Consider the following 15,211-nt stretch of genomic DNA (forward strand, 5'->3'; position numbering starts at 1 on the left):
CATGCTCAGGCTCATTATCTTATTCAGGCATAGTGGATACAGTAAGCAACCGTTTCATTGCACAACGTTGTTCTTCAGCAAATCCATAATCAATTTCACTTTGTAATATTTGGCGCAATGACGCTGTTATCTGCTGAGAATCTAAGATCTCAAATCCCAATCTGTGATAAAAGGGAGCATTCCAGTTAACATAACGAAAAGTGGTCAATGTAACAGCGTTAAAATGGCACTGTTCTGCAACCACAATTACCTTATTAATCAATGCCTTTCCGATGCCATTTCTCTGCCAATCTTCATGCACAGAAAGCTCCATAATATGTAGCCCACCATCCAACGGCTTAGCCAAGATAAAACCAATAGGCTGAGACATCTCATTAAGAGCAACCCAGCTATTGTTCTGCGCAATATACTCTAAATGCTGCTGCTCCGTTTGCATATGACCATCGGCCACCCAAGCCAATTCAGGTATAAATCTAAATAATTTCGCAGCCGAATGTTCTATTTCGGGTAATTGGGTTACATCCGATTTTTGTGTTAAACGAATAGAAAACATAGATTACCTTAAGCACCTTGCAATTTTATTCAATTAATTAATAGAAAAAATATATCCTAAAAACACACCTACAGAGGTTATATTTTTCTACATTAGTGCGTATTCAATAACATAAACCTCATTGCAGCAATAATTATACCAGAAAGACCAAACATTATTGTTATCATCCATTTTGTCTGGGAAAATATCTTATCAGACATACTTTCATGTATAGATGATACTCTCTGATGTATAGATAAAATGTCTTTCTTTATTGAAGCAATATCTTTCTTCATTGAAGATATATCCTCGTGTACAGATGACATTTCATTATTCAATGATGAAATGTCCTTGCGCATAGATACCATTTCACTACTCAGTAACGACACATCACTGCGAACGGAACCATTTTCTTTATTAATCAATGGATTAACCCCATAAGCACCTGCCTTTACCGCATAATTTGACTTTATAACGGCAATATCCGTTTTTACCTGTGCAACATCTTATTTAGATATTTAAGTTACCTCAGAATGTAAAAAATATGCACTCCTACCATATTATTTCACCAACTTTATCATACCTACATTTTTTAATCATCAGACGTTCTATTAACAACACAATTATTTTTAAATAAAATTAACGTCAATAAAAACCATGTTAATAAAAAGAATACTATTAATTGAATTATTAACTGTAAGATAAATTTAAAACCCATATCACTTTACTTTATATTTATGATAAAAAAATAAATAAATATGAAAATGTCACTATTTATTCTCATTATTGAGAGTCAATACGAATTTTTTTGTAATCATAGGTAACTGATTACTCTGTTCAACCAAAAAGTAAAGGGCTATATAAATAGCCCTAAATAGAAATAATTGCGTATCAATGAATTAATTTTTTGCACTATCCAGCAATTTTTGCCAAGTTGACAAAACTAAAGCCTGATCTGGTGGAGTCAATTCTCCCGCTTTAATTGCTTTGTGAACACTTTCTTCAACACGCTGATGGAGCTGCTCAACCGTATTTGCCCCTTCTTGCTCTAATTCAGCAACAGCTAATGTCAGATGCCCGCGGAGGTATCCACCAGCAAATAATTCGTCATCACTGGCATGTTCAACCATATTATCAATTTGCGCCAGAATGCGTGTTTCAAACTCTGCGAGCATTATTTTTTCCTCAAAATCAATTTCAATTAGCCAAGAGATTTTCCGGATAAGGAAAATGCTCTGCTTTTAGTGGAGGCGTATTGTAAAACGATTGCAGACCTTGAATAAAGCGTGCAGCTCGTGTGGGAACCCCATTTTCAAGGTATTGCATGATTTGCCCATGCACTTTCCGCTGAAAAGCAAGGCGATCCGGCTCAAAATCGCCTTCAAGGTTGTCACAACTGATATTAAAGGAAAATCCCGCCGCTACACAGAATAACCATTCCAGCGACTGCGGTTTGATCTCCACTTTTTCGAATTCACTCTGAGTTTGAGCATCTCGCCCATCAGGGCAATACCAGTAACCGAAATCAACCAGTTTGCGGCGCTCTTCTCCCGCAATGCACCAATGAGAAATTTCATGCAATCCACTGGCATAAAAGCCATGAGCAAACACTATTCGGTTATAGTTCACTTCATCATTTGCAGGTAGATAAATCGGCTCATCATCACCTTTTATCAAACGGGTGTTATAGTCATTACTAAAGCAATTATCAAAAATTTCAATCAGTTGTTGATAATGATGTGCAGTCATGTATTAATGCAGGATCCTAAATCAAAAATAAAATGCCAACCAAGAACGGATAGTAACTCCATAATGGTCATGAAGAAGTTTGATGCTCATCAAAAAAGAAATAGTCACCAACATCGGACGAATAAGTTTCTGCCCTCTGCTCAGCACCAAACCGGCGCCTAACCTCGCACCAATCATTTGCCCTATCAGCATCACAGAACCCACCAGCCATAAGACCTGTCCACCAAGAATAAAGAACCCCAAGGCACCGATGTTAGATGCAAAGTTCAGTACCTTGGCATGGGCTGTTGCTTTTGCCAAATTGTAGCCACAAAACATGACATAAGAGAGCGCGAAAAAAGATCCCGTTCCCGGCCCAAACACGCCATCGTAAAAGCCAACCCCACACCCGGCGAGACAACCAAATGCAATTGGACCAAGACGACGTTGCCGATCTTCTGCTCCAATATTCGGCACCAATAGAAAATAAAGGCCGATAATTATCACCAAAGCCGGTAATAAATAACGCAGAAAATCCGGTGACACAAATTGAACCAGCAAAGCTCCCAACATGGCACCCATTATTGTCATGACAATCGCAAAACGCTGGGAACGCAAATCCACTATACCGCGACGGATAAAATAAAGGCTGGCAGATAAAGAGCTACCCACAGCCTGTAATTTATTTGTTGCCAGTGTCTGAACAGGGGAAACCCCTGCTGATAGCAAGGCGGGAATGGTCAATAATCCACCGCCCCCTGCAATAGAATCGATAAATCCCGCAACTAGCGCAACCAAAAAGAGGAAACCATAAATTTCCGGCCCTAACAATGTCCATTCCATTATACATTTCACCAGAAAACTGCTTGCTTATTATCACGATGCCTTTCAGCACCTGCCGGGGCGCTTATATCAGGAGCCTCTTCCTGAACTACCAACGTGGAAGCGGGGATCTCACATCAGCACATTGTGCCCGCTGACGTAATGAGTGGTCCATAAGCACAATCGCCATCATTGCTTCTGCAATAGGCACAGCCCGGATACCAACACAAGGATCGTGTCGGCCACGAGTTACCATATCCACCTCTTCTCCCTGGCGATTGATTGTCTTACCTGGCACCATAATGCTGGATGTCGGTTTCAGGGCAATATGCGCAACAATTGGCTGACTACTGCTAATCCCGCCTAAAATGCCACCAGCATGATTAGTGGTAAATCCCTCAGTCGTAATTTCATCGCGGTTTTCGCTTCCACGTAAATTTACAACACCGAAACCATCACCGATTTCAACGCCTTTCACCGCGTTAATACTCATCAAGGCGTGAGCTATATCTGCATCCAAACGGTCAAACACTGGTTCGCCCAATCCCGCAGGTACGTTTTCAGCAACTACACTGACTCTCGCGCCAATGGAATCGCCTTCTTTTTTCAATGCCCGAAGCAATTCATCAAGTTGGGTCAGTTTACTGGCGTCGGGACAGAAAAAAGGGTTCTGTTCAACAAGATCCCAATCTTTCAGTTCACAATGAATATCACCCATCTGGGTCAGGCAGGCACGAATAAGAATCCCGTGTTTTTCGAATAAGTATTTTTTAGCAATTGCCCCTGCTGCGACGCGCATCGCGGTTTCACGAGCTGATGAACGTCCGCCACCACGATAATCACGCAGTCCATATTTTTGTTCGTAGGTATAGTCAGCATGGCCTGGGCGGAAAACATCTTTAATCGCACTGTAATCTTGTGAACGCTGATCGGTGTTTTCAATCATCAGGCCAATACTGGTCCCTGTTGTCACTCCGTCAAAAACACCTGAAAGAATACGAACTTGATCTGGTTCACGACGCTGTGTCGTATAACGGGAAGTGCCCGGGCGACGTCTGTCCAAGTCAATTTGCAAATCAGCTTCTGTAATAGCAATGCCTGGTGGAACACCATCAACAATGCATCCCAGTGCGATTCCGTGAGATTCACCAAATGTGGTGACACGAAAAAACTGCCCAATACTATTTCCTGCCATTCCTACCCTGCCATCATTATTTATGCGTTAAAAATGAGATCGAATAACAATAACTCACCCAATGATTAAAACCTATCTTATTTCAGCAATTTTATTTGCCTTTAAACCCATCATATTTCAAACCACAATGTTATTGGCTACGCTATGGCTTTCACTTGATTAGGTATCATTTAATATAGTGTCTGTTTTAATCATTGAGTACTATGAAAAATTATTAATCTTTGAATTGTTGGAAATATTCGTGATGCTCAACCAGTTGCTGGCGAGTCAGCATGAAAACACCATCACCACCATGTTCGAACTCTAACCATGTAAATGGCACTTCTGGATATTGTTCAATCAGATGTACCATGCTGTTACCGACTTCACAAATAAGCACCCCGTCTTCCGTGAGGAAATCAGGAGCTGTCGCCAGAATACGGCGAGCCAGTTGCAATCCATCAACTCCCGCAGCCAATCCCAATTCAGGTTCACAGCGGAATTCGTCTGGTAGATCGTCCATGTCTTCTTCATCCACATATGGAGGATTAGTGACAATAAGATCATATTTTATTGGTGGCATATCGCGGAAGAGATCCGAATGAATCGGAATGACACGATGGGAAAGACCGTGATTCTCGATATTCTGCTCAGTGATCGCCAGCGCATCAGCTGAAATGTCAACTGCATCCACTTCCGCTTCAGGAAATGCATGAGCACATGCAATTGCAATACAACCGCTGCCAGTGCAAAGATCCAAAATGGTCGATGGTTCATGTGAAATCAGCCCTGCAAATTGATTGTTAATCAATTCGCCAATCGGTGAACGAGGAACCAGAACCCGTTCATCGACATAAAATTCGTGACCACAGAACCAAGCACGATTTGTCAGGTAAGCGACTGGAATACGCTCATTAATACGACGTAAAACACACTCAACAATGCGATGGCGCTCTGTTGATGTTAAGCGCGATGTCATCATTGTTTCGGGAATATCCAGAGGCAAATGCAACGTGGGAAGAACTAATTGTAAAGCCTCATCCCACGGATTATCCGTTCCGTGCCCATAATAGATATTGGCAGCATTAAAACAACTGGTAGACCAACGCAGCATATCCTGAATGGTCTGTAACTCTGTAACAGCCTCATCTAAAAAAATCTTATCCAAAAACCACCTCCAAATAATAAAAATGCATTAACGCGCTAGTTTGCCATGTTCCCTGACACAAATCAGCTTTCTGAACATGCGAATTATCTCAAGAATCGATTGTCTTTGGGAGAAAAGAAGGCATTAGAGGAAAAAGCGTATTAGAGGAAAAAGAAAGCATTGGGAGAGAAAATCGTATAATGCCACCCTACACAAGCAGAGCGGCATGTTTAGATCAGTTGCTGGTTATTTGGCTTTTTTCACCCACAAATAATAGCTTATGGTCAATAATGCTATCCATACCACCCCAACATACAATGCAATTCGGGTATTGGGGAAATAGCCTAATACAGCAATAACAAATGCCATAAAAGCTATGGTCAGAATCGGTGCAACAGGCCAAAAAGGTACTGGGAATTTAAGCTGTTTGGCTTCTTCTGCCGGCATTTTACGGCGCATAATATATTGTGACAGCAAAATCATCAACCATACCCAAACGGTGGCAAATGTCGCGATAGAAGCAATGATGACGAAGACTTTTTCTGGCAGAAAATAATTTAAAACAACACCTATCAACAAGATCCCTGACATTACCAGCACTGTGACCCACGGTACTCCGCTTTTAGTCAATTGCGTAAAAGTAGCCGGGGCCTGTTTTTCCTGCGCCATACCATACATCATCCTCCCGGCGCCGAAAATATCACTGTTGATCGCAGAAATTGCAGCGGTAATCACGACAATATTCAAAATATTGGCTGCTAAATCAACTCCTAAACTAGAGAATATCTGAACAAATGGACTGCCACTTTGTCCCACTTGATTCCACGGATAAATGCACATCAAAACAAACAGTGTAAGAACATAAAATAGTAAGATACGGAACGGAACGGCATTGATTGCCCGTGGGATGGATTTTTCCGGATTTTTAGCTTCACTGGCTGTGATACCAATAACTTCAATACCTCCAAAGGCAAACATAACGACCGTAAACGAGGCTATCACTCCCGCGATGCCGTTAGGCATGAATCCACCATGTTCCCATAAGTTAGACAGGCCAGTGACATGACCCGTTTCTTGACCAAATCCATATATCATTATGGCAAAACCGCCGATAATCATGGCAATAATTGCAGCAACCTTAATGATAGAAAGCCAAAATTCCATTTCACCAAAGACTTTGACGTTACACAGGTTTATTGCCCCAATGAAAAAGACAATGCTAAGTACCCAAATCCACTGTTCAACATGGGGAAACCAGAGCTTCATGTAGATGCCGAACGCGGTGACGTCAGCAAGACAAACAACTAACATTTCAAAAACGTAAGTCCATCCGGTCAGAAAACCCGCCAGTGGCCCTAAATAGTGGGTGGCATAATAAGAGAAAGATCCCGGTGCAGAACGATGTACCGCCATTTCCCCCAATGCCCGCATGACCATGAATACTGCCGCGCCACCTATTGCATAAGCCAACAATACCGCTGGCCCCGCCGCTTTAATGGCCTCCGCTGAACCGTAGAAAAGACCTGTGCCAATTGCCGATCCCAGAGCCATAAATCGAATGTGGCGAACGCTCAGCCCTCGCTTGAGTTGTGAGATGTTTTGCATGATTTATCCTTGTGTCTTTTATTATTAGATTGGAAGAGATAAATACTACGATAAGGCCGAATGCTATCCGGCCTAAAACGATGTGTTTGTACTTAGTTTTCTATGATTTCTATGTTTTCTATGTTTTCTATGATCTTGCCAACAGGCAACAATGCAGAAAGTTGCTGCTCAGCCAACAACTGGATTGCTTCCTCAATATCCGGTGCGAAAAAGCGATCTTTATCATAATGCGCGACTTTATTGCGGAGAATATGGCGGGCTTTCTCCAAAATCAGGCTGCTCTGCAAGCCATGACGAAAATCCATGCCCTGACATGCCGCCAACCATTCAATTGCTAAAATTCCACGCACGTTATCTGCCATTTCCCACAGGCGACGACCTGCGGCGGGTGCCATTGAAACGTGATCTTCCTGATTGGCAGAAGTTGGCAGACTATCGACACTGGAAGGATGCGCCAACGCTTTGTTTTCACTTGCCAGAGCCGCCGCAGTCACTTGAGCAATCATAAAACCGGAGTTCACACCGCTGTTTTTGACCAAGAATGGTGGCAACTGGGACATATTACCGTCCATTAGCAAGGCAATACGGCGTTCCGACAATGAACCAATTTCTGCCAAAGCGATCGCCAGATTATCCGATGCCATAGCAACGGGTTCAGCGTGGAAGTTACCACCAGAAATCACTTCATCTTCTTCAGCAAATACCAGCGGATTATCTGAAACCGCATTGGCTTCAATCATAATTACGTCAGCAGCATGGCGGATTTGGGTTAAACAAGCCCCCATTACTTGTGGCTGGCAGCGCAATGAATAAGGATCTTGGACTTTCGGGCAGTTTTTGTGCGAGTCAGAAATTCCACTCTGGTCTTCCAATACCAAACGGTAAAGGGCTGCCACATCAATTTGGCCTTTCTGACCTCGCGCACCATGAATACGCGCATCAAATGGTTTACGGGAGCCAAGCGCGGCTTCAACAGACAAGGCACCACAAATAATAGCTGATGCAAGTAAATCTTCAGCGGCAAAAAGCCCTTTCAAAGCAAAAGCTGTAGAAGTTTGTGTACCATTCAGTAGCGCCAGCCCTTCTTTTGCAACCAAACAAATCGGCTTGAGTCCTGCTTTTTCCAGTGCGACTTTTGCTGGCAGCCATTCACCACGATAGCGGGCTTTCCCTTCTCCCAACAATAACAGGCTCATATGTGCCAATGGAGCCAAGTCACCGGAAGCCCCCACTGAACCTTTGCTTGGAATGCAAGGATAAATTTCAGCGTTGACCAAGGCAACCAGCCCCTGAATCACCTCCAGACGAATGCCAGAGTAGCCACGGGCAAGGCTGTTGATTTTCAGTACCATAATCAATCGGACAATTTCATCCGGCAGAGGCTCACCGACTCCCGCAGCATGTGACAGCACGATGGAGCGCTGCAATTCTTCCAAATCCTGTTCAGCAATACGGGTATTCGCCAGTAAGCCAAAACCTGTATTGATACCATAAGCCGTTCTGTTTTCACTGATGATGCGATTCACACAAGCGACACTGCTCTCAATGGCAGGAAAGCATTGTTCGTCCAAACTAATGTGAACAGGATGCTGATAAACATGGCGTAATTCTTCAAGTGTCATTTTTCCCGGATGAATAGTAATGTTTCTCATTTCAACAACGCTCCTTATTTTGTATCAGACACTGGCAGGTCTAACATTGGCAGGTTTAGTCCCTGCTCTTTCGCACACTGGATAGCTACCTCATAACCCGCATCAGCATGGCGCATAACTCCCGTTGCTGGATCGTTGTGTAATACACGGGCAATGCGTTCAGCGGCTTCATCAGTTCCATCACAAACAATGACCATGCCGGAATGTTGAGAGAACCCCATCCCAACGCCACCACCATGATGCAGAGAAACCCATGTCGCTCCACTGGCGGTATTCAGCAAGGCATTCAACAACGGCCAATCAGAAACAGCGTCAGAACCATCTTGCATGGATTCAGTTTCACGATTAGGGCTGGCAACAGAGCCGGAATCCAAATGGTCACGGCCAATCACGATAGGTGCGGAAAGTTCCCCGCTGCGAACCATTTCATTGAATGCCAATCCTAATTTGGCACGATCTCCCAAACCTACCCAGCAAATACGTGCAGGCAACCCTTGGAAACTGATGCGCTCTTTCGCCATATCCAACCAACGGTGTAAATGGGTGTCATCCGGCAATAACTCTTTGACTTTGGCATCAGTTTTATAAATATCTTCAGGATCACCGGAGAGTGCCGACCAGCGGAAAGGACCGATACCACGGCAGAACAGAGGACGAATGTAGGCAGGAACAAATCCGGGGAAATCAAAGGCGTGTTCAACACCTGATTCTTTTGCCATTTGGCGGATGTTATTACCATAATCGAATGTAGGTATGCCCTGCTTTTGGAAAGCCAGCATGGCTTCGACATGTACAGCCATCGACGCTTTTGCCGCTTGAATCACGACGTCTGGTTCACTTTCAGCACGGCGGCAGTACTCTTCCCATGTCCAACCAGCAGGCAAATAGCCATGTAATGGATCATGAGCGCTGGTCTGGTCTGTTACCATATCAGGACGCACACCACGGCGAACCAATTCAGGCAAAATTTCAGCAGCATTAGCGCACAATGCTACAGATACTGCTTTGCCTTCTTGGGTATAACGTTCAATACGCGCCAAAGCATCATCCAAATCAACAGCCTGCTCATCCACATATTTGGTGCGCAAACGAAAATCAATGCGGCTTTGCTGGCACTCAATGGTCAATGAAGACACACCTGCCAATGTTGCAGCCAGTGGCTGGGCTCCACCCATTCCTCCCAAACCCGCAGTCAAAACCCAACGTCCGGTTAAGTTACCGCTGTAGTGTTGACGACCTGCTTCCACAAAAGTTTCGTAAGTACCCTGAACAATGCCCTGACTTCCAATGTAGATCCAACTACCGGCAGTCATCTGACCATACATTGCCAGTCCCTTGGCATCTAATTCATTAAAATGTTCCCATGTCGCCCAATGTGGAACCAAATTCGAGTTTGCAATTAATACACGTGGGGCGTTCTCATGGGTTTTAAACACGCCCACGGGCTTACCGGATTGCACCAGCAGGGTTTCGTCATTTTCCAGATTTTTCAGAGTTTCAACGATTTTTTCATAGCAAGCCCAGTTTCTGGCGGCACGACCAATTCCGCCATAAACGACCAATTCGCAGGGATTTTCTGCTACATCGGGATCAAGATTATTCATGAGCATACGAAGTGGAGCTTCGGTCAACCAACTTTTTGCTGTGAGTTGCGTCCCTCTGGGAGAGCGAATGGTTACGTTGCTGAATTTATTATTTTGCATCGTCACGGTTTTTTCCTATTTCATCTTTATGGATTTTGTTAATTGTATAGTTGTATATACATGTATATTCAATAGGCAAAAATGTGACGAAGATAAAGTTGATAATACGGAGAGCAATACTATTTATGATAAAAATCAATAAAATGACAATGATTTATTCCGTGATAAATAGGGAAATATTTTTGCTGGTTTTGTGTTTAATGTCACATTGATTTTACATTCCTGTCACAATGATTGATGAAAAAACCTCTTCTGCCCAAAAAGGAAAAAGAGGTTTTTTGTGGTTGGATAGACAAACTATGAACTAAAACGTCCTTTCAATTTATATCGATGCCCTGGAAACAATAACTTAGCACTGGAAACAATAAATTCCTTCGACCAAGTGCGGCGGCTAATTAACAAACAAGGTGTATTGACTTCAATTTGCAATAATCGACAAGAACGGGCATCTCCCGCAACGGCTTCAACAACATGCTCTCCTTCTGTCAGTGGTGCGACCTGAGATAAGTAATCATGGGCCGTTTGCTGACTAAAATCTTGCCTCACATACTCCGGTGCTGCCTGAACATTGACATAGCGATCCTCAATTTGCACCGGTACATCATTTTCATAATGGACAATGATGGAATGATAAAGAAGTGTGCCTACTGCAATATTGAATTCCACAGCCTGAGTCATATTGGCGTTCACTTCAGAGAGTTTCAGCACCTTGCAACTATGTCGGTTAGAGCGGGAAGCAATTTCATCTGCAATACTGTGGATCTCAAATAAAGCAGATTGCCCTTTCGGCTCAGAAACAAACGATCCCACTCCTTGCAAACGAAATAGAAAACCTTCTGCCGTTAGCTCCCTCAATGCTCTGTTAGCCGTCATGCGACTACAGTTAAATCGCTTGACCAGTTCAGCTTCCGAAGGAACCCGATCATGCGGTTTCCATTCCCCCGTATAGATTTTTTCAATAATCGCTTGTTTAACTTTTGCATACAAAGGCACGGGTTTATTTTTGCTCTCTTCCACTTATTCTCCTCCACTGACGCTCCTCATCAGCCTATCCGTTCCACCAGTGCACCAACTGCCATGCCAGACGAGCGGCCGCTTTCCCGCCCATTCCTTGAATATCATACAAAGGATTAAGCTCAACTAAATCTACGGCTTGCAATTTTTTGCTCTGACAGATGAGTTGAACCAATGGCAATAAACGCTCCAGTGGAATCCCCAGCGCCGCAGGGGCAGAAACGGCGGGCATTTGCCAAATTGGCAACACGTCCAAATCAATCGTCATATAAATAATATCAACCTGATTGATTATATCTTGCAGTTGCTGCTGTACCTTATCCAACATGGATTCAACGCAATGAGTATCCCAAATAATTGTGACATCAAGATGATTAGCTTCATCCAATAACGCTTGGGTATTTGATGCCAAACTAGCTCCAACACAACTGTAGTTAAATGGGCGATGATTCTGCTGGCAGTAATGGGCAAGTTGCCGAAATGGGGTTCCTGATGTGGGCTGCGGCGCATTTCGCAGATCCAAATGTGCATCAAAATTGATGATGCCAACACGCCGCTCTGGGAACGCACGGTAAATCCCCATTCCATGGGCAAATGCGGTTTCATGTCCACCACCAAAGATCAGCGTCTTCATATTATGCTGCTGGCATTCATATACCGCATCACTGAGTGCCTTCTGCGCCTCACTCAATTCACCAGGATTGGCGCGAATATTTCCTAAATCCACCAACCTATCATGGCCATCATAACTCGCTAAGTTTGCCAACGATTGGCGCAAATATTCAGGTCCCGATTTCGCGCCCAGACGCCCCTGATTGAGTTTGACGCCTTCATCGCATTCAAATCCCAATAGCGCAATGTGGTGAGGAAATTCTGCTGGAGTGAAACTGACAGGTTGTTTTATTGTTTGGAATACACGTAATGCATTATCAGCTTCTGCAAGATCATTACGCCCTTGCCAAATATTTTCTGATGTTGGATGCCATAGATTCATATTTTTTCCTCGCCACCGTTAATTATCGCAAATAGGATGTTCGTTAAGATAATTTAATTCGCTAAGGCGATTTAATTGATCACGATGCATGATTTCACCGTGATAAACACGATAAACCAGTGGGTTATGTCCCAGTTCGTACAAGATATCAACCGGATTCTGGGCGTCCCATACAATAAAATCAGCCATAAAACCTGCTGCCAATTGACCATGACTATCCGCTCGTCCTAATGCCCGGGCAGCATGAATAGTTACTCCCTGCCACACTTCTTCTGGCGTTAAACCAAATTGTACGCAAGCCATATTCATGATCAGGCGTAAAGAAGCAAAAGGACTGGTGCCGGGGTTGAAATCTGTCGAAATAGCCATCGGGACACCATATTGGCGCAATAACGCAATGGGAGGGCGTTTAGTTTCCCTCAGAAAATAAAATGCTCCGGGCAGCAACACAGCTACTGTTCCACTACGGCTGAGAGCTTCAATTCCCTTTTCATCCAAATGCTCAATGTGATCAACTGACAAACCTTGATATTCAGCAACCAGTTCGCTTCCTCCCAAATTGGAAAGTTGCTCAACATGGCCTTTCACGGGAATATTCAGCCGTTTTGCTGTTGCAAAAAGACGCTTGGTTTGCTTCAGATTGAAACCAACAGTTTCGCAAAATACATCTACAGCTTCGAATAACTGTTTTTGCCAGAGAGTGGGCAGGATGGAATCACAGACTAAATCGATATAGGCATCAGGATCATGTTTATATTCAGGAGGGACGGCATGAGCAGAAAGTAATGTCGGGCTAATTTCGATGGGGTTTTTCTGTGCCAGTGTCCGCACGACATTCAACTGTTTTTCTTCATTTATCAGATCCAGCCCATAACCTGATTTCATTTCAATTGTTGTCACACCTTCGGCAATCAATGCATTAAGACGCTTCTGGGACACGATTTCCAATTGTTGAGCTGAACTATTACGAGTGGCATTGACTGTGGAATTAATACCTCCACCTTTTGCACTAATTTCTTCATAAGAAACGCCATTCAAGCGCTGTTCCCACTCAGAAGCTCTATTGCCGCCAAAAACTAAGTGAGTGTGGCAATCGATCAAGCCCGGTGTGATTAGCCGCTGCTCCACATCTATAATCTTACACTGGTTGGCTGGTATGCTACCCATCGGCAAAATCGCCAAGATCTTTTCATCCCTCACAATAAGATCATGCTGTTCTAATATGCCGTAACTGCTGAGACCATCAATATGGTCACTATAAATTTTGTCACCATCACCATTTGCACGGTAAGTGTTTTTAATTGCAGGGTTCATTGTAGCAAGTTTGGCATTGCGCCATATGACATCAGTGTCTCTTAGTTCAATCGACATTGTTAGTTCAATCGACATTGTACCATCCTGTTATTTTTCTTGTTTGTATCAGACCTCATGTTGTATATACATTTATTTTATAACCAAACATAATTGTCAAATCATTTTGTGAACAACTTGTTACTTAAAACAATAGCTTCCAAGAAAAATCACAAAAAATCATGTACACTTACCAAAAGTTGTAAGCAAATTAACGTGCAATGAAGAAAAAACATCAACTAAACTCAGAAGACATCAGTCTATTTAGAACATCCGTTACGGGAACCCGTCGTCTGGTGCAAGATAAGGTTTCCCATCCTCCGAAAAGAAACAAAATTAACCATGTTGCCTCTGAACGCTTGATGCAAGAACAGGTCGATGCCAGTTACTATTTTTCCGATGAGTTTCAGCCAAATTTAGATATGGAAGGCCCGACTCGTTATATTCGGGAAGGGGCCAATCATTATGAACTGAAAAAATTGCGTCGTGGAGATTATTCCCCAGAGCTTTTTCTGGATCTACATGGATTAACCCAATTACAAGCTAAACAGGAAATTGGGGCATTAATTGCAGCCTGTCGTCGTGAAAACGTTTATTGCGCCTGTGTTATGCATGGTCACGGTAAACATATTCTCAAACAACAAACTCCGTTATGGCTTGCTCAGCATCCTGATATTATTGCCTTCCATCAAGCCCCTAAAGAGTGGGGTGGGAACGCTGCGTTACTCATTTTGGTAGAGATGGAGGAGTTTACGCAGCGCTAATTTGGTCTTTATATTGAATTAAAGTATTTGGTAATTAAAGACCAGTAATGAAAGACCAGTAATGAAAGACCAATAATTAAGGTGTCTAGTTAGGTTTTTTTGCTAACTGTGCTGGAGATGTTTGCCATAACAGACACCCTTTTTCTGTTTGGTGATCCAACTCGACACAAGCGATGCTGGAGGTAGCAAACATCGGGGGAATTTGCCCAGGGCAAAGTTCAGAAACCAAATACCCAACCAACGGCAAATGAGAAACCACCAATACAGATTTACACCCTTGTGTTGACAAAACGTGTAAATAACTGGCAACCAACGCTACATCACCCGATGGTGTCAACTCAGCCAGCACTTCTTCATCGTCAGGAAGTGCCAAATTTTCTCTCACTACTTTCAGCGTTTGTGCTGCACGGATATAAGGACTGACCAAAACACATTCAATATCAGGCGATTGCTGCGAAAGACAACAAGCCATTTTCTGTGATTCTTGACACCCTTGAGGCGTAAGTTCCCGTGTTGCATCACTGATTGCGTCTAAAGCAGCATCACCGTGACGCATAATAAAAACGTACATAATCCACCGTTTAGTTAATTGCAAACCTATCCCAAGACCACTCACACTAGCCTTTTTTGAGACATTCCATTGGTTATACAGTATTAATAAGTAAGCTCAGGCACTATTATCAAGCTAATACTCGATATATACCCTATAGATTTTATAAACAATCA

At 43.2% G+C, this 15,211-nt stretch carries 14 protein-coding genes; 1 reads left to right on the forward strand and 13 read right to left on the reverse strand.

Annotated elements, in window-relative coordinates:
* Nucleotides 1-19 precede the first annotated feature (19 nt).
* The 12 genes from PSI14_RS06900 to hutI form a co-directional block, all read right to left on the reverse strand.
* The gene (locus PSI14_RS06900; RefSeq protein WP_273575186.1) at nt 20-553 is read right to left on the reverse strand and encodes a GNAT family N-acetyltransferase; all 534 of its coding nucleotides are present in this window, start codon (nt 551-553) and stop codon (nt 20-22) included.
* Nucleotides 554-1,431: 878 nt separating this feature from the next.
* The gene (locus PSI14_RS06905; RefSeq protein WP_273575187.1) at nt 1,432-1,707 is read right to left on the reverse strand and encodes a YfcL family protein; all 276 of its coding nucleotides are present in this window, start codon (nt 1,705-1,707) and stop codon (nt 1,432-1,434) included.
* A gap of 22 nt (nt 1,708-1,729) precedes the next feature.
* Nucleotides 1,730-2,281, reverse strand: coding sequence for an elongation factor P hydroxylase (locus PSI14_RS06910; protein WP_273575188.1), 552 nt, complete (start codon nt 2,279-2,281; stop codon nt 1,730-1,732).
* A 21-nt stretch (nt 2,282-2,302) separates the two neighbouring features.
* Nucleotides 2,303-3,103, reverse strand: a complete 801-nt coding sequence (locus PSI14_RS06915; RefSeq protein ID WP_273575189.1) for a sulfite exporter TauE/SafE family protein — start codon at nt 3,101-3,103, stop codon at nt 2,303-2,305.
* 88 nt (nt 3,104-3,191) lie between these two features.
* Nucleotides 3,192-4,277, reverse strand: coding sequence for a chorismate synthase (gene aroC, locus PSI14_RS06920; protein WP_273575191.1), 1,086 nt, complete (start codon nt 4,275-4,277; stop codon nt 3,192-3,194).
* A 214-nt stretch (nt 4,278-4,491) separates the two neighbouring features.
* Complete coding sequence (prmB, locus tag PSI14_RS06925; RefSeq protein WP_273575192.1) at nt 4,492-5,424, reverse strand: 50S ribosomal protein L3 N(5)-glutamine methyltransferase; 933 nt, start codon at nt 5,422-5,424, stop codon at nt 4,492-4,494.
* Between the two features lie 225 nt (nt 5,425-5,649).
* The gene (locus tag PSI14_RS06930; protein WP_273575193.1) at nt 5,650-7,008 is read right to left on the reverse strand and encodes an L-histidine transporter HutT; all 1,359 of its coding nucleotides are present in this window, start codon (nt 7,006-7,008) and stop codon (nt 5,650-5,652) included.
* Between the two features lie 92 nt (nt 7,009-7,100).
* Nucleotides 7,101-8,660 carry a histidine ammonia-lyase gene (gene hutH, locus PSI14_RS06935; protein ID WP_273575194.1) on the reverse strand — a complete coding sequence of 520 codons (1,560 nt, stop codon included), beginning with the start codon at nt 8,658-8,660 and terminating at the stop codon, nt 7,101-7,103.
* Between the two features lie 14 nt (nt 8,661-8,674).
* Entirely contained in the window at nt 8,675-10,369 is a 1,695-nt protein-coding gene (hutU, locus tag PSI14_RS06940; RefSeq protein WP_273575195.1) for a urocanate hydratase, read from the reverse strand.
* Nucleotides 10,370-10,660: 291 nt separating this feature from the next.
* On the reverse strand, nt 10,661-11,380 hold the full coding sequence (gene hutC, locus PSI14_RS06945) for a histidine utilization transcriptional repressor HutC (RefSeq protein ID WP_273575196.1): 720 nt from the start codon (nt 11,378-11,380) through the stop codon (nt 10,661-10,663).
* Between the two features lie 31 nt (nt 11,381-11,411).
* On the reverse strand, nt 11,412-12,371 hold the full coding sequence (gene hutG / locus PSI14_RS06950; protein ID WP_273575197.1) for a formimidoylglutamase: 960 nt from the start codon (nt 12,369-12,371) through the stop codon (nt 11,412-11,414).
* A gap of 18 nt (nt 12,372-12,389) precedes the next feature.
* Complete coding sequence (gene hutI / locus PSI14_RS06955) at nt 12,390-13,742, reverse strand: imidazolonepropionase (RefSeq protein ID WP_273575217.1); 1,353 nt, start codon at nt 13,740-13,742, stop codon at nt 12,390-12,392.
* 200 nt (nt 13,743-13,942) lie between these two features.
* Here hutI and smrB point away from each other — a divergent pair, with 200 nt between their 5' ends.
* Nucleotides 13,943-14,485, forward strand: a complete 543-nt coding sequence (gene smrB / locus PSI14_RS06960; RefSeq protein WP_273575199.1) for an endonuclease SmrB — start codon at nt 13,943-13,945, stop codon at nt 14,483-14,485.
* Nucleotides 14,486-14,570: 85 nt separating this feature from the next.
* On the opposite strand, the gene sixA is transcribed toward smrB, so the two are convergent.
* Nucleotides 14,571-15,056 (reverse strand): phosphohistidine phosphatase SixA, encoded by a 486-nt coding sequence (gene sixA, locus PSI14_RS06965; protein WP_273575200.1) that lies wholly within the window; start codon nt 15,054-15,056, stop codon nt 14,571-14,573.
* Nucleotides 15,057-15,211 lie beyond the last annotated feature (155 nt).

This window comes from Xenorhabdus anantnagensis, from assembly GCF_028598555.1.
Lineage (GTDB): Bacteria > Pseudomonadota > Gammaproteobacteria > Enterobacterales > Enterobacteriaceae > Xenorhabdus > Xenorhabdus anantnagensis.